The 25,167-nt window shown below is 63.6% G+C and carries 16 protein-coding genes and 2 tRNA genes; 8 read left to right on the top strand and 10 right to left on the bottom strand.

The features are described 5' to 3' along the window. Window positions 1-38 precede the first annotated feature (38 nt). Window positions 39-917, bottom strand: a complete 879-nt coding sequence (tsf, locus tag ACQ3C8_RS06820) for a translation elongation factor Ts (protein WP_009522595.1) — start codon at window positions 915-917, stop codon at window positions 39-41. 251 nt (window positions 918-1,168) lie between these two features. After that, window positions 1,169-1,915 (bottom strand): 30S ribosomal protein S2, encoded by a 747-nt coding sequence (gene rpsB / locus ACQ3C8_RS06815; protein ID WP_009522594.1) that lies wholly within the window; start codon window positions 1,913-1,915, stop codon window positions 1,169-1,171. 404 nt (window positions 1,916-2,319) lie between these two features. On the opposite strand from rpsB, the gene map reads away from it, so the two are divergent. Continuing rightward, a complete protein-coding gene (gene map / locus ACQ3C8_RS06810) occupies window positions 2,320-3,135 on the top strand; it encodes a type I methionyl aminopeptidase (protein WP_428852923.1) in 816 nt (271 codons plus the stop codon). Between the two features lie 64 nt (window positions 3,136-3,199). Continuing rightward, a complete protein-coding gene (locus ACQ3C8_RS06805) occupies window positions 3,200-5,773 on the top strand; it encodes a [protein-PII] uridylyltransferase (RefSeq protein ID WP_428852922.1) in 2,574 nt (857 codons plus the stop codon). Between the two features lie 23 nt (window positions 5,774-5,796). On the opposite strand, the gene ACQ3C8_RS06800 is transcribed toward ACQ3C8_RS06805, so the two are convergent. Further along, on the bottom strand, window positions 5,797-6,315 hold the full coding sequence (locus ACQ3C8_RS06800; RefSeq protein WP_428852921.1) for a hypothetical protein: 519 nt from the start codon (window positions 6,313-6,315) through the stop codon (window positions 5,797-5,799). A gap of 585 nt (window positions 6,316-6,900) precedes the next feature. Between ACQ3C8_RS06800 and ACQ3C8_RS06795 the strand changes: the two genes are divergently transcribed. Further along, window positions 6,901-7,710, top strand: coding sequence for a pseudouridine synthase (locus tag ACQ3C8_RS06795; protein WP_009522590.1), 810 nt, complete (start codon window positions 6,901-6,903; stop codon window positions 7,708-7,710). A gap of 156 nt (window positions 7,711-7,866) precedes the next feature. Here ACQ3C8_RS06795 and purL read toward each other — a convergent pair whose 3' ends face one another. Continuing rightward, entirely contained in the window at window positions 7,867-11,889 is a 4,023-nt protein-coding gene (purL, locus tag ACQ3C8_RS06790; RefSeq protein ID WP_428852920.1) for a phosphoribosylformylglycinamidine synthase, read from the bottom strand. 268 nt (window positions 11,890-12,157) lie between these two features. On the opposite strand from purL, the gene ACQ3C8_RS06785 reads away from it, so the two are divergent. From ACQ3C8_RS06785 to pgi, 3 genes are all read left to right on the top strand, one after another. Next, window positions 12,158-13,525, top strand: coding sequence for an amidase (locus ACQ3C8_RS06785; protein WP_009522588.1), 1,368 nt, complete (start codon window positions 12,158-12,160; stop codon window positions 13,523-13,525). 7 nt (window positions 13,526-13,532) lie between these two features. Continuing rightward, on the top strand, window positions 13,533-15,074 hold the full coding sequence (locus ACQ3C8_RS06780) for an NAD(P)H-hydrate dehydratase (protein WP_428852919.1): 1,542 nt from the start codon (window positions 13,533-13,535) through the stop codon (window positions 15,072-15,074). A 186-nt stretch (window positions 15,075-15,260) separates the two neighbouring features. Then, window positions 15,261-16,868 (top strand): glucose-6-phosphate isomerase, encoded by a 1,608-nt coding sequence (gene pgi, locus ACQ3C8_RS06775; protein ID WP_428852918.1) that lies wholly within the window; start codon window positions 15,261-15,263, stop codon window positions 16,866-16,868. Between the two features lie 54 nt (window positions 16,869-16,922). Here pgi and ACQ3C8_RS06770 read toward each other — a convergent pair whose 3' ends face one another. Further along, on the bottom strand, window positions 16,923-17,621 hold the full coding sequence (locus ACQ3C8_RS06770) for an ABC transporter ATP-binding protein (RefSeq protein ID WP_428852917.1): 699 nt from the start codon (window positions 17,619-17,621) through the stop codon (window positions 16,923-16,925). Here ACQ3C8_RS06770 and ACQ3C8_RS06765 point away from each other — a divergent pair. Both ACQ3C8_RS06765 and mnmH read left to right on the top strand, forming a co-directional pair. Next, window positions 17,620-18,276 (top strand): arylesterase, encoded by a 657-nt coding sequence (locus ACQ3C8_RS06765; RefSeq protein WP_428852916.1) that lies wholly within the window; start codon window positions 17,620-17,622, stop codon window positions 18,274-18,276. The two genes, ACQ3C8_RS06770 and ACQ3C8_RS06765, sit on opposite strands and share 2 nt — an antisense overlap. 81 nt (window positions 18,277-18,357) lie before the next feature. After that, window positions 18,358-19,431: a tRNA 2-selenouridine(34) synthase MnmH gene (gene mnmH, locus ACQ3C8_RS06760; RefSeq protein WP_428852915.1), complete on the top strand. Its 1,074-nt coding sequence runs from the start codon at window positions 18,358-18,360 to the stop codon at window positions 19,429-19,431. A gap of 178 nt (window positions 19,432-19,609) precedes the next feature. Here the strand turns inward: mnmH and ACQ3C8_RS06755 are convergent, their stop codons facing one another. From ACQ3C8_RS06755 to lon, 5 genes are all read right to left on the bottom strand, one after another. After that, a complete protein-coding gene (locus ACQ3C8_RS06755) occupies window positions 19,610-21,529 on the bottom strand; it encodes a SurA N-terminal domain-containing protein (protein WP_428852914.1) in 1,920 nt (639 codons plus the stop codon). A 145-nt stretch (window positions 21,530-21,674) separates the two neighbouring features. Next, a tRNA-Asp gene (locus ACQ3C8_RS06750) sits at window positions 21,675-21,751 on the bottom strand. 21 nt (window positions 21,752-21,772) lie between these two features. Further along, window positions 21,773-21,848 (bottom strand) — tRNA-Val (locus ACQ3C8_RS06745). Between the two features lie 56 nt (window positions 21,849-21,904). Further along, window positions 21,905-22,177, bottom strand: a complete 273-nt coding sequence (locus ACQ3C8_RS06740) for an HU family DNA-binding protein (protein WP_009522581.1) — start codon at window positions 22,175-22,177, stop codon at window positions 21,905-21,907. Between the two features lie 398 nt (window positions 22,178-22,575). Next, window positions 22,576-24,999 (bottom strand): endopeptidase La, encoded by a 2,424-nt coding sequence (gene lon, locus ACQ3C8_RS06735; protein ID WP_428852913.1) that lies wholly within the window; start codon window positions 24,997-24,999, stop codon window positions 22,576-22,578. Between the last annotated feature and the right edge of the window lie 168 nt (window positions 25,000-25,167).

Below are 25,167 nucleotides of genomic sequence, written 5' to 3'. Positions count from 1 at the left end.
GGCCTGCCCCGGCTTGCGCCGGAAACAGGCCAAGAGCATCAGCCCTGCTTCGCGGCTGCCACCTGGGCGGCCACTTCGGCAGCGAAGTCGTCCTGCTTCTTCTCGATGCCTTCGCCCACCACATACAGGGTGAAGCCCTTCACGGTAGTGTTGGCGGCCTTCAGCATCTGCTCGACGGTCTGCTTGTCGTTCTTCACGAACGGCTGGTTCAGCAGCGAAACTTCCTTCAGGTACTTCTGCACCGAACCTTCCACCATCTTGGCAGTGATTTCGGCCGGCTTGCCCGATTCGGCAGCCTTCTGCTCGGCAATGCTGCGCTCCTTGGCGATCAGCTCGGCCGGCACGTCGTTCGACGACAGCGATACCGGCTTCATGGCTGCGATGTGCATCGCCACGTCCTTGGCCGCCACTTCGTCGCCCTCGAACTCGACCATCACGCCGATGCGCGTGCCGTGCAGGTACGATGCCAGCTTGCCGCCGCCCTGGAACTTGGCAAAGCGACGAATGGTCATGTTTTCGCCGATCTTGCCGATCAGACGGGTGCGTGCAGCTTCGATCTGCTCGCCGTCCAGGCTCAGCGCCGACAGGCCAGCCACGTCGGCCGGCTGCTCGTTGGCGACGACCTTGGCCAGGTCGGAGGCGAACTTCAGGAAGTCGTCGTTCTTCGAAACGAAGTCGGTTTCGCAGTTCAGTTCGATTAGCGCACCCTTGGTGCCATCGATGAACGCAGCCACCACGCCCTCAGCCGTCACACGCGAAGCCGCCTTGCTGGCCTTGTTGCCCAGCTTGACGCGCAGCAGTTCCTCGGCCTTGGCCAGGTCGCCGTCGGCTTCGGTCAGGGCCTTCTTGCATTCCATCATCGGCGCGTCGGTCTTTGCGCGCAGTTCTGCCACCATGCTTGCGGTAATTGCAGCCATTTGTGTGCTCCTAGATTTGTGTGCCGCCTGATGTCTCAGGCCGGCCGTTGATGTTGGATCCGGCGACGATGGTGCCATTGCCGGATGACAGTGTCTGGTCGGCGCAGGGACCGGAATGTCCAGTCCGCTGCTTAAAAAAAAGGGGTCGATCTGCATCGCCCCTTTTTTGCTCAGGACTCCCTGGACGCGCTGCCCGGCACGGAAGCGGCCGGCATTCACGCGCAGGCGGTCGGAAAGTCCCGCCTGTCGGCTCAGCCTTCGGTGACTTCGACGAACTCGTCGCCTTCGCCACGCACGGCTTCGACCACTTCCTGCACCGCGTTGGCACGGCCTTCCAGGATCGCGTCGGCCACGCCGCGCACGTACAGGGCCACGGCCTTGCTCGAGTCGTCGTTGCCCGGGATGACATAGTCAATGCCATCAGGGGTGTGGTTGGTATCGACCACGCCGATCACGGGGATACCCAGCTTGTTGGCTTCGGTGATGGCGATCTTGTGGTAACCGACGTCCACCACGAAGATGGCGTCCGGCACACCGCCGAGGTCCTTGATGCCGCCGATGGACTTTTGCAGCTTGACCATCTCGCGTTCGAACATCAGCGCTTCCTTCTTGCTCATCTGTTCCACGGCGCCCGATTCCAGCATGGCTTCCATGTCCTTCAGGCGCTTGATGGAAATCTTGACCGTCTTGAAGTTGGTCAGCATGCCGCCCAGCCAGCGGCTGTCGACATACGGCATACCGGCGCGTGCGGCTTCCTCGGCGAGGATTTCGCGCGATTGACGCTTGGTGCCCACGAACAGGATGGTGCCGCGGTTGGCCGACAGCTGACGCACGTACTTCAGCGCGTCCTGGAACATCGGCAGCGTCTTTTCGAGGTTGATGATGTGGATCTTGTTGCGATGGCCGAAAATGAAGGGAGCCATTTTCGGGTTCCAGAAGCGGGTTTGGTGGCCGAAGTGGCAGCCAGCTTCCAGCATTTCACGCATGGTCACAGCCATGAGGATTCTCCAATAGGGTTAGGTCTGAAGACGCGCCCGACATTCCTCAACAGGAACACCCCGGATGGCGCGGCTCGCGATTCAGGCACAGTGAGTCGGGTCCGACAGGACGCGATCCCCAAGTGCCTAGCCCGCAAGTATAACAGGCTTTCACCCCGGGGCTCAAGATGGACGGGCAGTTGCCCGAGGGGCGCCCTGCCCGGCCGCCGACTGCCGCGGCCAGCACATCGCAGGTACCGGGAAGTGCGTGACGCATTCTCCCCCGATCCAGCCTTGGAAGCGCGCCGCCTGTGCGATAATCACGCTATCCGGATTGATCGGGGAAATAGGATCTGAAAATCACTTTCAGATCGCCCCGCCCGACTACCGCAGCGCCCTCCCCGCGCTGCCTTACCATGGACAGCATGACGATTCACCTGAAAACCGCCGAAGACATCGCGCAGATGCGCGTTGCATGCCGCCTCGCGGCAGAGGTCCTCGACTACATCACGCCATTCGTTCAGGCCGGCGTCACCACCGGCAAGCTCGACGCGCTCTGCCACGCCTACATGCGCGACGAGCAAGGCACCGTACCGGCGCCGCTAAATTACGCCCCGCCCGGCTATCCGCCGTTTCCGGCGTCGATCTGCACCTCGGTCAACGACGTGATCTGCCACGGCATTCCCGGCGACCGCGTGCTGAAGAACGGTGACATCGTCAACCTGGACATCACCGTCATCACCAAGGAAGGCTACTACGGCGATACCAGCCGCATGTTCATCGTCGGAGAAGGCTCCATCCTTGCCAAGCGGCTCTGCCAGATTACCTTCGAGTGCATGTGGAAAGGCATCGACCAGGTCCGCCCGGGCGCGCATCTTGGCGACATCGGCCATGCCATCCAGCAGCATGCGGAACAGGCCGGCTACTCCATCGTGCGCGAGTACTGCGGACACGGCATCGGCAAGAACTTCCACGAAGATCCGCAGATCCTGCATTACGGGCGTCCGGGCTCGGGCATCGAACTCAAGCCAGGCATGATCTTCACCATCGAGCCGATGCTCAATGCCGGCAAGCGCGACATCCGTACCATGCCGGACCAGTGGACCGTCAAGACGCGCGACCGCAGCCTGTCCGCGCAGTGGGAACACACCGTCCTGGTGACGGACAGCGGACATGAGGTACTGACCGTCTCAGCCGGCACGCAGCCACGCCCCTCACAAGCCGCACCCGCTGCCGCCTGAACGCAAGCCCCCGCCCCTGGCCAGCCCAGGGGCGTCGAATTCCGCCCGACCGCACGGCGCACCCATGGATATTCTTGCCGACCCCGACCTCGCCCCCCGCCTGCGCACCGGACTGAAAACACGGACGCGAGAGCTGTACGAGGACTTCGCGCGGACCCACAATGTACAGACATTGCTCACGCGCCGCCGCCGCATGGTCGACGAGGCGCTGCGCGAAGCGTGGACGGTGTTGCAACTGCCGCGCGAAGTCGCGCTGGTAGCCGTGGGCGGTTATGGCCGTGGCGAACTGGCACCGCACTCGGATGTCGATGTGCTGGTGCTGGTCCCGGAGAATACCGATACGGAATGCAACCAGCGCATCGAACAGTTCATCGGCCTGGGCTGGGATCTCGGGCTCGAGCTCGGCTCCGCCGTGCGCACCGTCGAGGAGTGCCTGCTGGAAGCACAGCAGGACATCACCGTGCAAACGTCCATGCTGGAAGCGCGCCTCGTCGCTGGCAGCCGGGCCCTGTTCGAGACCTTCCAGCAACGCTTCGCACCCACTGTCAATGCACGCGAGTTCTTCCAGGCCAAACTGCTGGAAATGCGTCAGCGCCACGCCAAGTACCAGTACACACCGTACGCATTGGAACCGAACTGCAAGGAAAGTCCGGGCGGACTGCGCGATTTGCAGGTGATCCTCTGGATGACCAAGGCCGCCGGTTTCGGCGACAGCTGGAACGAGCTGTTCGACAAGGGATTGCTGACCCGGCGCGAAGCGCAGGAGTTGTCGCGCAACGAACGCCTGCTCAAGACAATCCGGGCGCGTCTCCACATCCTCGCCGGTCGCCGTCAGGATGTGCTGGTGTTCGACCTGCAGACCACGCTAGCAGAATCGTTCGGTTATCGCGGCAACAACGTCAAGCGCGCCAGCGAACTGCTGATGCGTCGCTATTATTGGGTCGCCAAGGCCGTCACGCAGCTCAACACGGTGCTGCTGCTCAATATCGAAGCCCGGCTGTTCCCGCAGGAATCGGCAGTCATCCGGCCGCTCAGCGAGCGCTTCTACGAGCGCCAGGGCATGCTCGAAGTGAGCGAAGCGGATATTTACGAAAAAAACCCGCACGCGATTCTCGAGACCTTCCTGATCTATCAGCAGGCTAGCGGCGTCAAAGGCTTGTCGGCCAATACGCTGCGCGCGCTGTACAACGCACGCACCCTGATGGATGCCAAGTGGCGCCGCGATCCGGAAAACCGCAGGCTGTTCCTGGCCATTCTGCAACAGCCACGCGGTATCACGCATGCACTGCGGCTGATGAACCAGACCAGCGTGCTGGGCCGCTATCTCATCAACTTCCGGCGCATCGTCGGCCAGATGCAGCATGACCTGTTCCACGTCTACACGGTGGACCAGCACATCCTCATGGTGGTACGCAACGTGCGGCGTTTCGCCATCGTCGAGCACACCCACGAGTTTCCGTACTGCAGCCAGCTGATGGCGCATTTCGACAAACCATGGGTGCTGTATGTCGCTGCCCTATTCCATGACATTGCCAAGGGGCGTGGTGGCGACCACTCGCTGCTCGGCGTGGGCGACGCCCGGCGCTTCTGCCGGCAGCATGGCGTGGCCAAGGAAGATGCGGACCTCATCTGCTGGCTGGTCGAGCACCATCTCACCATGAGCCAGGTCGCACAAAAGCAGGATCTCGGCGATATCGAAGTCATCCGCAACTTTGCCAAGGCCGTGGGCAACGAACGCTACCTCACCGCGCTCTATCTGCTGACGGTGGCCGATATCCGCGGCACCAGTCCAAAAGTGTGGAATGCCTGGAAAGGCAAGCTGCTGGAAGACCTGTACCGCATGACACTGCGCGTGCTCGGCGGCGACGCGGTTGACCGTCATTCGCTGCTCGCCCAGCGCAAGGAAGAAGCCATCAGCCTGCTGCGCCTGGTCACCATGGACAGCCGTGCGCATGAGGCACTGTGGGACCAGCTCGACGTCGCATTCTTTCTGCGCCATGACGCGCGCGACATCGCCTGGCTCACGCGCCACCTGCACGACAAGGTCAACAGCCCGACGCCCATCGTCCGCGTGCGCCTGTCGCAGGCCGGCGAGGGTCTCCAGGTGGCGGTCTACACGCGGGACAAGACCGATCTGTTCGCGCGCATCTGCGGCTACTTCGACCGCAAGAGCTTTTCGATTCTCGATGCCAAGATCCACACCACGCGGCACGGCTACGCGCTGGATACTTTCCAGATCACCGATCCGGACAGCGTGCAGCACTATCGTGACATCATCGCCCTGGTCGAGCACGAGCTGGTGATCCACCTGGAACGCGATGAACCACTGCCCGAGCCAACGCGCGGACGCCTGTCGCGCCAGTCGCGCAGCTTCCCAATCAAGCCGCGCGTCGACCTGCGGCCCGACGAGCGTGGCCAGTACTACCTGCTGTCCGTGTCCGCCAATGACCGCACTGGCCTGCTCTACGCCATCGCGCGCGTGCTGGCACGCCACGGCGTCTCGCTGCATACCGCGCACATCAACACGCTCGGCGAACGCGTGGAGGACGTCTTCCTCATCGACGGCACCCGCCTCGCCGAAAACAGCAAGCTGCAACTGCGGCTGGAAACCGATCTTCTCGATGCGTTGGTGGTATAAGCACCACCATTGACATCACCCTGTTATCTGAGTCCACCATGAACGATTCCTCGCGGCCACGCCGTACCCTTGGCGTCAAGCGCCCCGCCGGCGATGCCGCATCCAGCCCGTCGGCCCCGGCGCGTCCGGCACGGCCCGTGCGCGTCTCCGACCTCAACCGAAAGCGTGTGCGCGAAGCTGCCCTCGCTCGCCCGGCGCCCACCAAGGCTGACGGCAAGAGCCGGAGCGGCGATGCACGTGCGCCCGCCCAGCGTGCGAGCGACACCGATCGCGGCAGGCCAGCGCGTGCAAAACCGGTTGGGTTTGAGGATCGTGGAGGCTATCGCGATCGAGGCAGCTACGCTGACCGGGGTAATCGTGGCGCCGGAGGTGATCGCAGCAATCGTGATGACCGAGGCTTCCGTAGCGAGCGCAGCGATGCCGGTGACCGGAGCTTTCGCGGTGGTGAGCGTGGGAACCGCGATGATCGCGGCTTCCGTAGTGAGCGCAGCAACGCTGGAGAGCGTGGCTTCCGCGGTGAACGTAACGACCGTGGTAACCATGGTTTCCGCAGCGAGCGCGGCGATTCCGGTGATCGGGGTTTCCGCAGCGAGCGAGGTGACCGCGGCTTTCGTGACAATCGCGAAGGCACGGCTGACCGAGGCTTCCGCAGCGACCGTGATGGTCGCGGCTTCCGTGGTGATCGCATTGACCGCGGCGACCGGAGTTTCCGCGGTGATCCCGGCGATGCCCGAGAACGAAGCCCGTCACGCGCACCGCGTGACGGCGGATACACATCCGAGCGCCCCGCATCGCCACGTCCCTGGCAGGACCGCAAATCGCAAGGGCAATTCGAGCGACGTCCGGGGCACACGTCGGAACGCCCCCCTGGACGCTCGCGGGAATATGGAAATGAGCAGCGCCCATATGCTCCGCGGACACGCAGGGACGAGGACGACCGTGCGCCGGGCGCACCGCGCCGCTCCGAATGGCGTGACCGAGGCGAGAATACGCGCCCTCCACGCGGCGCAGGCCGATCCGACTACGCCTCCGCGCGCAATGCGGATGACCAGCGCAAGCCGGCAAGCAGGCCGGAGCGTCGACGCGCTGTCGAAGGTGCATCCCGACCACCCAGCGCCCCGGCCGACATGCTGCCGGCCAGCGAGCGAGATGAAGCGGTCCATGACCAGACCGGCGTTCGCCTGTCCAAGCGCATGTCCGAGCTGGGCCTGTGCTCGCGCCGCGAAGCCGACGAATGGATTCCGCGCGGCTGGGTACGCGTGAATGGCGAGCCGGTGACCGAACTCGGCACGCGCATTCCTGAAGATGCCCGCATCGAAATCGACGCCGCCGCGCGCAGCGTGCAGGAGGAGCGCGTGACCATCCTGCTGCACAAACCGGTGGGCTATGTCTCCGGACAGGCCGAGGATGGCTATACGCCAGCCGTCACACTGGTCACGCCTGAGAACCAGTGGGAGGAAGACACTTCCGGCAAACGCTTCCAGCCATGGCACCGCAAGAGCCTTGCGCCGGCCGGCCGGCTCGATATCGACTCGACGGGCCTGCTCGTGCTGACCCAGGATGGCCGCATCGCCAAGGCGCTGATCGGCGAGGACTCCACGACCGAGAAAGAGTATCTGGTGCGCGTGGCCTATGCGACGCCCCAAGGCATCGTTGACCGCGATGTGCAGAGCGTGTTCCCGGCCGCTGCAATAAAGCAGCTGGAACATGGCCTGTCGCTAGACGGCGTGGCGCTCAAGCCGGCCAAGGTCAGCTGGCAGAACCCGGAGCAACTGCGCTTTGTACTGCGAGAAGGCAAGAAACGCCAGATCCGTCGCATGTGCGAGCTCGTCGGCCTGCAGGTCGTGGGCCTGAAACGGATCCGCATGGGGCGCGTTGTGCTCGGTGCGCTGCCGCCGGGCCAGTGGCGCTATCTGGGCAAATTCGAGAAGTTCTGAGCACGACCCGTGAATCGATGACGATATCTGACAGCATTGCCTCATCATGATCCGGCCGCAGCCCTGACACAGGATTTTCGGCCCAAATAAAACGGCACCTCACGGTGCCGTTTTATTTGACGAACTGCTCGTCGTTCCGCCGTGGCGGCAAGCCGCTCAGCCGACCCACTTGCGCGCATTGCGGAACATGCGCATCCACGGGCTGTCGCCATCCCATCCTTCCGGATGCCAGCTCATCTGCACAGCGCGGAACACGCGTTCCGGATGCGGCATCAGCACGGTGAAGCGGCCGTCGGTGGTGGTCACCGAGGTAATGCCGTCGGGCGAGCCGTTCGGGTTGAGCGGATACACCTCAGTGGGCTTGCCATGGTTGTCGACGAAGCGCAACGCGACCGGCGCCGCGGCGCGGTCACCATGCTGCGAGAAATCCGCGAAGCCTTCGCCGTGCGCCACGGCGATCGGGATCCGGCTGCCTTCCATGCCGGCAAAGAAGATCGACGGCGATGCCTGCACTTCCACCAGCGCCAGACGCGCCTCATACTGCTCCGACTGGTTGCGCGTGAAGCGCGGCCACGCACCCGCACCAGGGATGATCGGCGCAAGGTTGCTCATCATCTGGCAACCGTTGCAGACGCCCAGCGCGAACGTATCAGCGCGGTTGAAGAAAGCGGCGAACTGCTCGGCCATCTTGCCATTCAGCAGGATGGTCTTGGCCCAGCCCTCGCCCGCGCCGAGCACATCGCCGTAGCTGAAGCCACCGCATGCGACGAAGCCTTTGAAGTCGGCCAGATCGGCACGGCCGGCGATCAGGTCGCTCATGTGCACGTCGTAGGTATCGAAGCCGGCACGCGCCATGGCGTACGACATTTCCACCTGCGAGTTGACGCCCTGCTCGCGCAGGATGGCGACGCGCGGACACGTGCCTGTGCTGATGAATGGCGCGGCGATATCATCGGTCGGATCGAAGGTCAGATGCGGCGTCATGCCCGGATCGGCAGCATCGAGGATGCGGTCGTATTCGCTGTCGGCGCAAGCGGAGTTGTCGCGCAGCGCAGCGATGCGCCAACTGACTTCACTCCAAGCGCGCTGCAGGTCGACACGCGATTGTCCGAATACCTTCTTGGCATCGCGGTAGATCTCGATCACATCATTGCCGTTCGGCTTGCCGATCACATGACTACAGGCTGACAGGCCATGTGCGCGCAGGACGGCAAACACGGCGTCGCGCTCTTCTGCGCGCACCTGGATGACCGCGCCCAGCTCTTCATTGAACAGCGCGCGCAGCGTCTGGTCATTACGGCGCTCGGCAACCTGCTGGGCCCAGTTCTTGGCATCACCATGGTCCGGCTCCTGCGCATCGAGCGCCAGCATATCGACATTGAGCGACACGCCGACATGCCCGGCAAACGCCATTTCACAGACGGTAGCGAAGAAGCCGCCATCGGAACGGTCGTGGTAAGCAAGCAGCTTGCCGTCCTGGTTCAGAGCCTGGATCACGGTGAAGAACTGCTTGAGGTCCTCGGCACTATCGACATCCGGGGTCTCATTGCCGATCTGTTGCGTCACCTGTGCCAGGATGCTGCCACCCATGCGGTGCTTGCCGCGGCCGAGGTCGATGGCGATCAGCGTGGTGTCTACATCGGCACGCAGTTGCGGCGTGAGCGTGCGGCGTACGTCGGTCACCGGTGCAAAGGCCGAGATGATCAGCGACACTGGCGCAACCACTTCCTTGTCCACGCCGTTGTCTTGCCACTTGGTGCGCATCGACAACGAATCCTTGCCGACCGGAATGCTGATGCCAAGCGCCGGGCATAGTTCCATGCCCACCGCCTTGACGGTATCGAACAGCTTGGCATCTTCACCCGCCACGCCGCACGCTGCCATCCAGTTGGCCGATAGCTTGACCTGGCCGAGATTGGCAACCGGTGCGGCGGCCAGGTTGGTGATCGCCTCACCAATTGCCATGCGACCTGAGGCAGGCGCATCGATCACGGCCAGCGGCGTACGCTCGCCCATGGTCATGGCTTCGCCGGCGTAACCGCTGAAATCGAGCGTCGTGACCGCGCAGTCGGCCACCGGTACCTGCCACGGGCCGACCATCTGGTCACGCACGTTCAGGCCGCCGACGGTACGGTCGCCGATAGTAATCAGGAAAGACTTGTTCGCCACGGTGGGGTGACGCAGCACGTCGAAGGCTACCTGGTCGAGCGACAGTCCCGTGACATCGACCGGCGGCAGGGTCTGCGCAACGCGGGTGACATCGCGGTGCATGCGTGGCGGCTTGCCGAGCAAGACGTCCATCGGCATGTCGACCGGGAAACGTTCCTTCTGCGCGGGATCGGCATCGCCATCAATCAGCTGCAGCTGGCGCGCCTCGGTCGCCACGCCGACCACGGCAAACGGCGAACGCTCGCGCGCGCAGATGGCCTGGAAACGCGGCAGATCGTTCGGCAGGATGGCTAGCACGTAGCGCTCCTGCGATTCGTTGCACCAGATTTCGGCGGGGCTCATGCCGCTCTCTTCCAGGTGCACCTGCCGCAGGTCGAAACGCGCACCGCGGCCGGCGCCGTCGACCAGTTCGGGGAAGGCATTCGAGATCCCGCCCGCGCCCACATCGTGGATCGACTGGATCGGGTTGGCGTCACCCAGCGCCCAGCAGGCGTTGATGACTTCCTGCGCGCGCCGCTCCATCTCCGGATTGCCACGCTGCACGGAATCGAAATCGAGGTCGGCCGCGTTGGTCCCGGTGGCCATCGAACTGGCCGCGCCGCCACCCATGCCGATACGCATGCCGGGACCGCCCAGCTGGATCAGCAGCGTATCGGGTGGCAATGCATTCTTGTGCGTGTGCGCGGCATCGATGTTGCCGATGCCGCCGGCGATCATGATCGGCTTGTGATAGCCGCGCACGGTTCCGCCGACGTTCTGCTCGTACACGCGGAAATAGCCGCCGAGATTGGGCCGGCCGAATTCGTTGTTGAACGCTGCCCCGCCGATCGGGCCTTCGATCATGATATCGAGCGCCGAGGCGATGCGCTCCGGCTTGCCGGTCACGCCCGGGGTGTCGCCGGCTGCAGCCGGCCGGGTGGCATCACGCGCGTTCTCCCAGGGCTGTACCGCACCGGGCAGCATCAGGTTGGAAACCGTAAAGCCGGTCAAGCCAGCCTTCGGCTTCGCGCCGCGACCAGTGGCGCCCTCATCGCGGATCTCGCCGCCAGCCCCGGTGGAGGCGCCGGGGAACGGGGAAATCGCGGTCGGGTGGTTGTGCGTCTCGACCTTCATCACGGTATGCGTCAGCGCCTGGCGCGCCGCGTACTGATGGAGTTCTCCTTGCGGGAACCAGCGTTCGGCCATCCCGCCTTCCATGACGGCGGCATTGTCGGAATACGCCACGACCGTGCCCTGCGGCGCCAGTGCGTGGGTATTGCGGATCATCTGGAACAGCGACTTGTCCTGTTCCTCGCCGTCGATGGTCCAGGTCGCGTTGAAAATCTTGTGGCGGCAGTGCTCGCTGTTGGCCTGCGCGAACATCATCAGCTCGACGTCGGTCGGATTACGCTCCAGCGTACGATAGGCATCGACGAGGTAATCGATCTCGTCTTCCGACAGCGCCAGACCCATCGCTACGTTGGCATCCACCAGCGCGGCACGCCCGCCTGCCTGTACATCAACGAACTGCAGCGGCTTGGCCGGCAACTCGTCGAACAGGCGGTAACCGTCTTCCGGCGTCGCCACCACGGTTTCGATCATGCGGTCATGCAGCAGTGCCGCCACGGCCTCGCGCTGTTCCGGCGCGAGGCTCTTGCGGCCGCGCAGCAGGCCTTTCTTGCACGTCACGGTGTAGGCCACGCCGCGTTCGATGCGCCGCACCTGCGGCAGGCCGCAGTTGTGCGCGATATCCGTGGCCTTGCTGGCCCATGGTGAAATCGTGCCAAAACGCGGGATGACCACGAAACGGTCGCCTTCGGTTTCGGCAGTGAACGGCGCACCATAGGTCAGCAGCGCCGCGACATAGCCCTGCTCGTCCTGGCTGAGCACGCGATCGCTGGCGACAAGATGGACAAACTGGCCGTGAATCGCTTCGATATCGCTATCGATTTCGCGCAGGGCGGCAAGCAGGCGTTGTTGACGGAAGACGGACAGCGCCGAAGCACCGGGAAAGCACGAAAAATGCGCCATGATCTGAGTGAAAAGCGGTGAAAGAACGCCACGAACAGGCGGCGTCCGGCAAAACCCGTATTGTACCCTGCCCGCCCTGCTGGCGATATGGCGCCATCGGCCAGAGTGCAGCGCGGCGCATGCCGGTGGTCCCTTGCGCTGGCGACGCAAAGCGCACTGCGCGGCACTTGCATCTCGTGCCGTGCTCAGGCCTGCCGAGCCTTGCGTCCCCGCGATGGCCTCGCTAGACTGGTTCGCCCATGCTTCCGGCCCTGTTTTTGAGTGCGCCATGCTACCCACTATCGATACCATTCTCGCGCGCATTGCCGCTGGCGACCTGACCCATACCGAGTTGCTTGAGCGCTGCATTACCGCCAGCAATGCTCCTGAAGCTACCTCGGTCTACCTCCACACCTGGTTCGACAGCGCCCTGGCCACAGCCCGGGCTGCGGACGCGGCACGTGCCGCAGGCGAGCCGCTTGGTCCGCTGGCAGGCTTGCCGGTTTCCATCAAGGACCTGTACGACGTGGCCGGTGAAACCACACGCTCGGCCTCGGTGGCACGTGACGACGCTGCTGCGGCAACGTCCGACGCCGAGGCTGTACGGCGCCTGCGCGCCGCCGGTGCGGCACTGATGGGCCGCACCAACATGACCGAGTTTGCATTTTCCGGTGTCGGCATCAATCCGCATTACGGCACGCCGCGCAATCCCACCGACCGCAGTGTCGAACGTATTCCGGGCGGATCGTCGTCGGGGGCCGCGGTCTCGGTCGCACTCGGCCTCTGTGTGGCAGCACTGGGCAGCGATACCGGAGGCTCAATCCGCATCCCCGCTGCGCTCAACGGCTTGACCGGTTTCAAATCGACCCAGCGCCGCGTGCCGCTGGATGGCGCCCTGCCACTCTCGCGTACGCTCGACACCGCCTGCGCCATGGCGCGCTCGGTCACCGACTGCCTGCGCCTCGACAGTGTGCTCGCCGACCAACCGCTGCGGCCGGCCGCCGTACCGGCATCGACCTTGCGTTTCGCCGTCCCGCAAACGTTGCTGCTGGATGAACTCGAACCGGAGGTCGGCGAAGCCTTCGAGCGGGCGTTACGCCTCCTGCGCGAGGCTGGCGCGAGCATTGAGGAAATCCCGTTGCAGGAGCTTGGCGAGCTCGCGGCCCTGAACGCGGCAGGCGGCTTTTCCGCGCCTGAATCGTGGGCTGTGCATCGCAAGCTGCTGAGTACGCGCCGCGCCATGGTCGATCACCGTGTGGTCGCCCGCATCGAACGCGGTGCGGCGATGAGCGCTGCGGACTATCTCGATCTCATCGATGCGCGGACAGACTGGATCGAACGCGTGGAGGCCCGCATCGAGCCTTTTGACGCCATCCTGTGCCCGACCGTGCCCCTGCTGGCCCCGCCCATTGCGGCCCTGGCGCACGATGATGCCTTCTTCCGCGCCAATGCCCTGCTGCTGCGCAATACCGCAGTCTTCAATTTCCTGGATGGCTGCTCCATCTCGCTGCCGTGCCAGCCGCCGGGCGCGCTGCCGGTCGGCCTGATGCTATCGCATGCCGGCATGCTTGACGAAGTCCTGCTGTCGGCTGCCATGACAGTGGAAACCCTGCTGCACTCAGCCGGCCTCGGCCTGCCGCCCGATGGGCTGATGTAGACCCGCCATGGACACACCGACGCCGCTCTACCTGACACGCCAGATCCGGGCCATCGAGGCCGCCGCGTTCCAGCGCGAACCTTCCTACGCCGTCATGACCCGCGCCGGCCGCGCCGCCGCGCGCTGGCTTGACGGCGTGGCACCGGGTGGTGGGACGCTGCTGTTCGTCGCGGGTCCCGGCAACAACGGCGGCGACGCGCTGGTCGCGGCCACCATGCTACATCGCGCCGGCCGCGCGGTGCGGGTCTGGCTGCTGGCGCCGCCGGAACGCCTGCCTGCGGATGCCTCTCAGGCGTGGCACGATGCCTGTGTCGCGAAGGTGCCGACTGACATCCTTCCGCCACCGGCTCCAGCAGCCGGCATGGCGCCATACGTACTGCCGGCGTTTCCACCCCGCATGAGCGCCATCGTGGACGGCCTGCTCGGCATCGGCCTGAGCCGCGCCGTGGAAGGGGACCTCGTCAGCGTGATCGAGCAGCTCAACCATGCACCGGTCCCGCGCTTTGCGCTCGACATCCCGAGCGGCCTGCAAGCCGATACCGGCGTTGCGCAGCAGGCCATTCGCGCCACCGCGACGCTGACGTTCATTGGCGCCAAACCAGGGCTCTACACCGGCCAGGGCCGGGACTTTGCCGGCACGGTGAGTACCGATGACCTGGGACTCCCCCTGCCAGACGGCGTCACCGCCGAGATCATGCTGAATGGGCCGGCATGCTTTGCCCACGCCCTGCCGGCTCGCCTGCATGCCTCGCACAAGGGCAGCTATGGCAGTCTCGCCATCATCGGCGGGGACGCTGGCATGTGCGGCGCCCCCTTGCTGAGCGCGCGCGCAGCGCTACGGCTGGGCGCCGGGCGCGTACATGTGGGTTTTTTGAACGATGCGCCGCCGGCATTCGATGTACAGCACCCGGAACTGATGCTGCGCGCAGCAAGCCAGATCGACCGCACCGCCATGGACGCCATCGTGCTCGGGCCGGGCATGGGCCAGGGCACAAGGGCGCAGCCCTGGCTCGATTTGCTGAATGCCGGCACGCCACGCACGGCGCGGCATGTACTGGATGCCGATGCTCTCAATTTGCTGGCGCAGGCGCGCACGCCGCCGCATCTGAACGAACAGGATGTGCTCACGCCACATCCGCTGGAGGCAGCGCGCCTGTTATCCGGAAATATCGCCACGGTCCAGACCGACCGCCTCGCTGCCGCGCGCGCGCTGAGCAAGCGCTATGGCGCGGTAAGCGTACTGAAGGGTTCTGGCACCGTGGTGGCCGCGCCGGATGGCCGCCTGGCGATCAACCCGACAGGGAATGCTGCGCTGGCAACCGCCGGCACAGGCGATGTGCTCGCTGGCATGACGGGCGCGCTGCTTGCGCAAGGCATGCCTGGCTGGGAGGCGGCGCTTGCGGCAGTGTGGCTGCATGGCGCGGCAGCCGACCGCCTGGTCGCCCAGGGCGCGGGCATGGCAGGACTGGCCGCCGGCGACCTTGCATGCGCCGCACGCGCGGTCTATCGCGAACTTGTCGAACTCATGCAGGGATCCCCCGGTTTGTAGGACGTTGGACGATGGAAGGCCGTGCCCCGGCGCGCTATACTCCACCCCTATTTCGCACACCGCGAGTCACGCTGCGAGTCGCACTGCCTGTCACTTTGCGAGTCACTCCGCGATTCGACCCCAACGGCGCGCTGAGAGCAGCGGGCCCACTGACAACGCAATCGACAAGACCACGCCGCACACCACATGCTGACGGATCTACCCGCCTGGAACGCCCTCACCCACCACTGCCAGACCATGCGCACGGTTCGGATGCGGGACCTGTTCGCGCGGAGTGACGGCGACGCACGCGTGGCGACCTTATCGGTCGAGGCTGCCGGCCTGCATCTGGACTACAGCAAGAATCGCATCACGCCTGAAACGATGGCACTGCTCATGCAATTGGCGGAAGAAGCCGGCGTACTGGCCGCCCGCGATGCCATGCTGGCTGGCGAGCAGGTCAACACCACCGAGCACCGCGCAGCCCTGCATGTTGCGCTGCGCGCTGCGCCCGGCGAGCAATACTGCGCCAATGGCGAACCAGTCGGTCCGGCAGTCGCCGCCGTGCTGGCGCGCATGCGCGACTTCAGCGATGCCGTACGCAACGGGACATGGCGGGGCCACGACGGCCAGGCGATCACGGATGTGATCAATATCGGTATCGGCGGCTCGGATCTCGGTCCACGCATGGCGTGCCGCGCCCTGTCGCATCTCGCTTCGCCGCGCCTGCGCATGCATTTCGTCTCGAACGTCGATGGCGTCGAACTCACGGAAATCCTGGCGCGCGTGCAACCGGCCACCACGCTCGTCATCGTCTGCTCCAAGACCTTCACCACCCTGGAGACGATGACCAACGCGCACAGCACGCGCGACTGGTTCATCGCCCATGGCGTGCCGGAGGCAGGACTGGCACGCCATTTCGTTGCCGTCTCCACCAATACCGATGCGGTGCGTGCCTTCGGCATCGATCCTGCCAATATGTTCGAGTTCTGGGACTGGGTCGGCGGACGGTATTCACTCTGGTCCGCCGTCGGTTTATCGATCGTGCTGAGCATCGGCTATGAGCATTTCTCCGAGCTGCTGGCAGGCGCGCATGCGATGGACCGGCACTTCGCCACGGCCGCACCGCTCCAGAACATGCCCATGATCCTCGGCATGCTCGGCGTGTGGTACCGCAACTTCTTCGACAGCGCCAGCACCTGCATGGCGCCATACAGCGCCTCACTGGAACTATTTCCGTTTCACCTCCAGCAACTGGAGATGGAAAGCAACGGCAAGTCGGTGCGCAAGGATGGTACGCCCGTGTCGTACCGCACGTCGCCGATCATCTGGGGCACGGCCGGCACCAACGGACAGCATGCCTACTTCGAATTGCTGCACCAGGGCATGCAGCTGATTCCGGTGGATTTCATCGTTCCGCTCAAGGCGCCGCATACGCTTCCTGGCCATCATGCCAAGGTGCTGGCAAACTGCTTTGCACAGGGTGAAGCGCTGATGCACGGACGCACCCTGGATGACATCACCGCACAGGGTGTCGAGCCGGAACTGGCACCGCACCTGGCCTGTCGCGGCAACCAACCCAGCAATACCCTGCTGCTGCCGGCGCTGACGCCTCACGCCGTCGGTGCACTCGTCGCGCTCTACGAGCATCGTACGTTTGTACAAGGGGCGATCTGGAACATCAACTCATTCGACCAATGGGGCGTCGAACTCGGCAAGGTGCTTGCCAAGCCGATTCTCGAAGAGCTGAACGGCGGCGCCAGCCATCCGCATGATGCGTCGACAGCTGCATTGATCCGCCGCGCTCGCGGTTGAGCGTGCTTCCTGCCCGCGCACCGGCAGATTCAAACAGCAAGTACAGAAAAAAACCTAGATATCCGCCGCCAGGACTTCGTCGCTGGCGATGCGCCCGGCTTCGATGGTCAGCACGCGCCCGCAGCGGGCCGCGACCGAGCGGTCGTGTGTGACGAGGATCAAGGTCGAACCGGCACTGCGGTTCAGCTCGAACATCAGGCCGATTACCGCCTCGCCGGTTGCCGTATCCAGGCTGCCGGTCGGCTCATCGGCAAACAGCACTGCAGGACGAGTCACAAATGCGCGGGCCAGTGCCACGCGCTGTTGCTCACCGCCTGACAATGTCTTCGGGTAATGCCGCAGACGCGCCGACAACCCTACGCGCGCCAACATGTCGGCTGCGCGGGCTTCGGCGCCTTCCGTTTCACCACGCAGTTCGAGCGGCAGCATGACGTTCTCCAGCGCCGTGAGGTGCCCAACCAGCTGGAACGACTGGAACACGAAACCGACATGCTCGCCCCGGAGTCGTGCACGGGCGTCTTCATCGAGTGTGAACAGCGGTTGCCCGAGCAGGCGAACCGACCCGGTGGTCGGCAGGTCCAACCCCGCAAGCAAGCCAAGCAGGGTGGATTTACCTGAGCCGGATGCGCCGACAATGGCGAGGCTCTCCCCGGCCGCAACGGAAAAGTGGATGTCGTGCAAAATAGCCAGCGGCCCGGTAGCATCGGTGACGGTCTTGCCAAGGCCTGCGACTTCGAGAATGGATGACGACATGTTCGAGCACAAATGGAAAGCATTGAAACGCCTGGCGGCGATGGTCGGCCTCGCCGTCACGACCGCACTGGCGCTGGGACTGACGCCGGCATCGGCGCTAGCCGCCCCCGTGATCCTGGTGATGGGCGACAGCCTGTCGGCTGAGTATGGGCTCGCACGTGGCACGGGCTGGGTCAGCCTGTTGGAAGACCGCCTGAAGGCGCAGAAGTTCGATTATAGCGTCGTCAATGCCAGCATTAGCGGCGAAACCACGAGCGGCGGCAAGACCCGTCTGCCGGCACTCCTGCAGCAGCACAAGCCGGCCCTCGTGATCATCGAGCTCGGGGCCAACGACGCACTGCGCGGCCTGTCGCTGCTGTCCACCCAGACAAACCTGCGCGCCATGCTGGCCGCGAGCCGCAATGCCGGCGCACGCAGCCTGGTGATCGGCATGCGTATCCCGCCCAACTACGGCCAGCAGTACACCGAACGCTTCTTTCAGACCTTCGGCAGTGCCGCCAAGGAATACAAGGCCGGCTACGTGCCGTTCCTCCTCGAGCATGTGGTGACCCGCCCCGAGTGGTTCCAGCAGGATCGCATCCATCCGACGGCTGCCGCCCAGCCCGCCATGCTCGATACCGTCTGGCCACACCTGCAGCCCATGCTGAAGCGCTGACGCCTGCCTGCCGGGCATGGTCAGCGCGCCATGCGCGCGCCGCGCTACAATGCGCGGCATTGCCCCATATCCTCCCTTGCCATGAAGCTGCCGCGAGTGGTCCCCAGCGCCGAGGCGCTGCCGGACCTCGACCAATACTCCGCGATCATCGACGTCCGCTCCCAGGCGGAATTTGCCGAAGACCACATCCCCGGCGCCATCAATTGCCCGGTACTCGACAACGATGAGCGCGCGCGCGTCGGCACGCTGTACAAGCAGGTATCGCCGTTCGAAGCCAAGAAGGTGGGCGCGGCCCTCGTCGCACACAATATTGCCCGGCATATCGAAACGCAGTTCCTGGGTCATCCCAAGCAGTGGCATCCCTTGATCTACTGCTGGCGAGGCGGTAATCGCAGTGGCGCGATGGCGCTGGTGCTGTCTCAGATCGGCTGGAAAGCGGATCTGGTGGAAGGCGGCTACAAGGCCTATCGCCGGGAAGTCATTGAGGCCATGGCACCGCTTTCCGGGCGCCTGCGTTTCATCGTGCTGTGCGGTCCGACCGGCAGCGGCAAAACGCGATTGCTAGGCTCCCTCGCCGACGCTGGGGCACAGGTGCTCGATCTGGAAGAGCTGGCGGCCCATCGCGGCTCGGTGCTTGGCGCCCACCCGCACGCCAGCCAGCCGTCGCAGAAGATGTTCGAGTCGCGCCTGTGGGATGCGCTGCGGCGCTTCGACCCTGCCCGCCCGATTTTCGTGGAGGCGGAAAGCAAGCGCGTGGGCCGTGTGCATGTGCCGGACCCGCTCATGGAAGCCATTCGCAGCGGGCAATGCCTGCGGGTGGAAACGCCGATGCCGGTACGCGTCACGCTGCTGCTGGAGGAGTATCAGCACTTCCTGGCGGACACGACCCAGTTGGCCGAACAGCTCGCCTACCTCGCGCCCCTGCATGGCAACAAGACCATTGCCCAATGGCTGTCACTGGTGGAAGCGGGACAAGCTGGCGAATTTGTCGAGGCCATGCTGCGCAGCCACTACGATCCGACCTATACGCGTTCGATGACGCGCAACTTCCCGGCGTATGGCGATGCCTTGGCGGTGCCGATTGCCGATGCCGGGCAGGAAACTTTCGCGGCGGCAGCGCAAGGGCTACACGGCGGCCGGCAAGACATTGGCTGAACGGCGGAGGGAGTATTCGATCCGCCCTATCCGCATCATGTGCGCACCATGCCCGCGCCATATTCGCGCCGTGTTCGGTGTGATGCAAGCCGTCAGCCGCGGGTTGCCCTGTCACTGCCACCTTCTTCTCATAAAAAAAGCGCATCCGGAGATGCGCTTTTTTCTTGCCGCGAGCCTGTCAGCCCTCAGCCGGTGCCGTCGCCGGCCGAATGATCTGGACCTTCGAGCGGCTCTTCAGGTTCTGGTAATAGGCATCGAACTGGCTCTGTCCGGCAATCTGCTCCAGCTGGCGGATATCTGCCTGACGGCGCGCCGCATCGGGCTTGGCACCTTCCTGCACCTTGTTGATACGCAGTACCGCATAACCATTGGCACCGAGATCGACCCCGACGAACGCCGGCAGCTTGCTGGTGTCGGCACGCATGACCGCTTCCAGCGCTGCGCCGGGGAGATCGCCTGCCTGGCTGCGTGACACCGTCAGTGGTGCGCCGAAACCCTCATCCGACGGTGCCTGCTTGAGCGCAGCGACGCGTGCTTCGCCAGCCTTGCGCGCGAGCGCGGCCGCCTCCTGGGCCACGACCTTGGCGCGCAGTTCGTCCTTCACGTCTTCGAGCTTGCGCGTCGTGGCCGGCTGGTATTCAGCGACACGCGCCGCGACGAGCGTATTTGGGCCAACCTGGATCGCTTCGGTATTACGTTTGTTTTTCAGCACGTCGTCCGAAAAGATCGCGGCGAGCACCTTCTCGTTATTGATTGGGCTCTGACCCAGGGCCGGATTGGGCTGGCGTGTCACACCGGTAGCAGTCTGGATCGTCAGCTTCAGGCGTTCTGCAGCCGGCTTCAGGCTTTCGGAGCGGTCGTAAACGGTATTGGTGAACTGGTCGACCGCCTCGCCATACTGCTTGGTGGCCTTCTGCGTCCGGATCTCTTTTTCCAGCTCGGCCCGCACGGCATCAAGCGGACGTGTTTCGCTCGCCTTGATGCCGGTTACGCGGATGATGTGATAGCCGAAATCGGTTTCGACGAGATCGCTGATCTCATCCTTTTTCAGCGCGAAAACGGCGTCCTCGAACGGCTTCACCATTGCACCACGGCCAAAGGTTCCCAGGTCACCACCTTTCTCGGCGGAGCCGGGATCCTGCGAGTTCTTGCGGGCGACCTCAGTGAACGATGCGGGATTGGCGCGTACCTCGGCCAGCAGCTTGGCAGCCTTTTCCTTGGCCGCAGCGCGATCTGCAGCCGGAGCATCCTTCGGCGATACGATCAGGATATGGCTTGCCTGGCGCTCCTCGGCAGTCTGGAAGCGCTTCTTGTTCTGCTCGTAGTAAGACTGCAGCTCCTCCGGCGTGACCGTCACGCCCTGCGCGAAACTGTCGGCCGACAGCACCAGGTACTCGACCTTGGCTTGCGCCGGCACCGCGAACTCGGCGGCATGGCCATCGTAATAGGCCTTGAGCGCAGCCTCGTCTGGTGTCACGCGGGCAGCGTAGTCCGCCGGCTTGTACGTGACAGCCTGCACGACGCGCTGCTGGTCGCGGATGGCGATCAGGCGGTCGATCAGGCTGGCGGGAATGATGTCGGTGGCGGCAATCGAGCGAACAAGCTGCTGCGTGGACAGGTCGAAACGCATGCGGGCATCGAACTGTTCCGGGGTCATGCCCTGCGCACCCAGCAGCTGGCGATAACCGTCCACATCGAACTTGCCGTCTGCACTGCGCAGTTGCGCGATGGCGGGAATCGCCATGATGGCTTCCTGCAGATGCGCATCGGAAACCGTCAGGTGCAGGCGTGTCGCCTCATTGGCGATCAGGCGTTCCTGGATCATGCCATCGAGGAGCGCACGACGCGTCTCGGCATTCTCGAACTGCCGCGGGTCGTAGCTCGCGCCAAGTGCCTGGCGCATCTGCTCGCTCTGCATGCGCATCGCATTATCGACTTCGGCATTGGTAATGACGCGTCCTTCGACCTTGGCGGCATCGTTGGCGTTATTCATGAAGCTTGAATAACTTTCCATGCCAAAGAAGACAAACGACGGGAACACCAACAGAAGCAGCACAAACAGCATCAGCCGGCGGTGGTTGCGGACGATCTCAAGCATGCGGTTTCTTCACGTAACGCTCAGCGAGCGGGAGAATGGGATTCTATCAGCACGGCCATGGTCACTTCCATGATCGCCACCAAGAGACAATAGCGAACGTCACAGAAAAAAAGGCGAACTGATGTTCGCCTTTTTTTGATGATGCTGGCGGAGTGGACGGGACTCGAACCCGCGACCCCCGGCGTGACAGGCCGGTATTCTAACCGACTGAACTACCACTCCAGATTGCGTTGACCGATGAACTGGTGGGTGCTGAGGGGATCGAACCCCCGACCTACGCCTTGTAAGGGCGCCGCTCTACCAGCTGAGCTAAGCACCCGCTCATCGCAACGACGGAAACCGGCCAACGCTTGGTTGTCGATTTCCGAAAGCGCATCAGTTTACTGCATCTTTCAGTGCTTTGCCAGGGCGGAATTTCGGTACCTTGGCTGCCTTGATCTTGATCGCCGTGCCGGTGCGCGGGTTGCGGCCAGTACGGGCAGCGCGCTTGCCGACAGCAAACGTGCCAAAACCGACCAGCGTCACGGTACCGCCTTTCTTCAACGTCGTCTTGACCGCGCCGACGACTGCGTCGAGCGCGCGACCTGCTGCTGCTTTCGAAATTTCCGCCTGCTTGGCGATATGGTCGATCAGTTCAGTCTTGTTCACGTAAGCCCCCTCGGAATGAGATAGATGGCAGATGGTGTGCGGCAGAAAAACAGGCGCGTTGCTGGCTCTTCCCGTCCTGCCGATTGTTTGCCGGCACGATGCCGGGCGAAGTCATTAAACATTTGGCAAAGCCTTATGTCAAGCGGTTTTCCGGGCGAAATACAAAATTTCGTGAGGATTCATGCGGCTTGCCACGACCCTACCTCCGGCAACTACGGAAAACGCATCGCGAATGCACGCCCATCGCACCACTGGCACGCCTGGACGGCACCTCTACCGCACCAGCAGCACCTACATTGCGCCCGCATCCGGCAGATCCGGCTCTCCCGCAGGAGCAATTTGGTATAGCAAAAAAAAAGCCCCGGTCGGATGACCGGGGCGATTGGTTCAGCGATACCTCAGTGATGCGTCATCTCTGCTTTCGCGGCATCCGGCTTGTCTCCCACCTCAGCCGGTTTCGCCGCCTTGGGATCATCCTCCGGAATCGGCTCCGGCATGCGTTCCAGCGCAAGTTCGAGCACCTTCTCGATCCACCGCACTGGCACGATCTCGATGCTGTTCTTCACGTTGTCCGGAATGTCCTGCAGGTCCTTCACGTTCTCTTCCGGAATCAAAGCGAGCTTGATACCGCCACGATGAGCCGCCAGCAGTTTTTCCTTGAGACCACCGATCGGCAGTACTTCGCCGCGCAGCGTGATCTCGCCGGTCATGGCCACATCAGCACGCACCGGCACGCCGGTCAACACCGACACCAGCGCCGTAGTCATCGCGATACCGGCGGACGGACCGTCTTTCGGTGTCGCGCCTTCCGGCACGTGGATGTGGATGTCACGCTTCTCGAGCACCTCATCGCGGATGCCGAGACGGCGGGAGCGCGAGCGCACCACCGAACGTGCAGCCTCAACCGACTCCTTCATCACGTCACCCAGCGAGCCGGTACGGATGATGGCCCCCTTGCCCGGCATCGTGGCTGCCTCGATGGTCAGCAAATCGCCGCCCACCTCGGTCCACGCCAAGCCGGTTACCTGACCGATCTGGTTCTGCTTGCCGGCCAGGCCGAAATCGAAGCGTCGCACCCCGAGGAACTTGTCGAGATTCTCGGAGTTGACCTTGACCGTGCCACTCTCCTTCTTGAGCAGCAGCAGCTTGACCACCTTGCGGCAGATCTTCGACAGCTCGCGCTCGAGCGAACGCACACCGGCTTCGCGCGTGTAGTAGCGGATGATGTCGCGAATCGCATCTTCGGCGACGTCGATCTCGTTCGGCTTCAGGCCGTTGTTACTGATCTGCTTCGGCAGCAGGTAGCGCATGGCGATGTTGATCTTCTCGTCCTCGGTGTAACCCGAGAGGCGGATGACTTCCATCCGGTCGAGCAGCGGCGCCGGGATGTTGAGCGAGTTGGAGGTCGCCACGAACATCACGTCCGACAGATCGAAGTCGACTTCGATGTAGTGATCCTGGAACGTATGGTTCTGTTCCGGATCGAGCACCTCGAGCAGCGCGGAAGACGGATCGCCACGGAAATCCTGGCCCATCTTGTCGATCTCGTCGAGCAGGAAGAGCGGATTGCGCACGCCGACCTTGGTCAGGCTCTGCAGGATCTTGCCGGGCATCGAGCCGATGTAGGTCCGGCGGTGACCGCGAATCTCGGCCTCGTCACGCACGCCACCGAGCGCCATGCGCACGAACTTGCGGTTCGTGGCCTTGGCGATCGACTGGCCGAGCGAGGTCTTGCCCACGCCAGGAGGCCCGACGAGGCACAGAATCGGCGCTTTCACCTTGTCGACGCGCTGCTGCACCGCGAGGTACTCGAGGATACGTTCCTTGACCTTCTCGAGGCCATAGTGGTCCGAATCGAGCACGCGCTCGGCGTTCGACAGGTCCTTGTTGACCTTGCTCTTCTTGGTCCACGGCAGCGACACCAGGGTATCGATGAAATTGCGCACGACCGTCGCCTCAGCCGACATCGGCGACATCAGCTTGAGCTTCTTGAACTCGCCTTCAGCCTTCTTGCGCGCTTCCTTGCTCATGCGCGCCGTCTTGATCTTTTTCTCGAGTTCGTCGAGGTCCGCGCCCTCTTCGCCTTCACCCAGTTCCTTCTGGATGGCCTTGACCTGTTCGTTCAGGTAGTACTCGCGCTGGCTCTTCTCCATCTGCCGCTTGACGCGGCCACGGATGCGCTTTTCTACCTGCAGGATGTCGATCTCGCCCTCGAGCTGCGACAGCAGGCTTTCAAGACGCTCGGTCACGCTCAGCATCTCGAGCACTTTCTGCTTCTGCTCGAGCTTGATCGGCAAATGGGCGGCAATGGTATCCGCCAGACGACCGGGCTCATCGATACCGGACAGCGAAGTCAGGATCTCGGGCGGGATCTTCTTGTTCAGTTTGACGTAGGAATCGAACTGCGAAACGATCGCGCGGCGCAGCGCCTCGGTCTCGGCGGATTCCACCGGACCTGGCGCGACCGGCACGGCCTCGCAGGTGAAATGCGACTCGTCTTCCGTCACGTCGACGATATTGGCGCGTTGCGTGCCTTCGACCAGTACCTTGACGGTACCGTCGGGCAGCTTGAGCATCTGCAGGATGTTGGCGATACAGCCAACTTCGTACAGGTCCTTGTCGGTCGGCTCATCCTTGGCCGCGGTCTTCTGCGCCACGAGCATGATATTTTTGCCCACTTCCATGGCGGCTTCCAGGGCCTTGATGGATTTGGGACGACCAACGAACAGCGGAATCACCATATGCGGAAACACCACCACATCGCGCAACGGCAACAGTGGCAGGTGAATCTGCTCGGCAGGGAGGAGTTGGGTTCCAGACATCATTTATCCCCAGTCAGTCAATTACAGGCTAAATTGGGCTGCGGCGGCCTTTTGCAAGAGCCCACGCAGAACACGTACCCGACACCACCACAAAAAAACTGATTTTCAAGAAAAAAAGCCGCTCGCAGCGACACGAACGGCTTTTTGAACAACATTTTCCGTCACGTG

The organism is Imbroritus primus, from assembly GCF_964332355.1.
Lineage (GTDB): Bacteria > Pseudomonadota > Gammaproteobacteria > Burkholderiales > Burkholderiaceae > Imbroritus > Imbroritus primus.
This window is presented reverse-complemented; position numbering and strand designations above follow the sequence as displayed.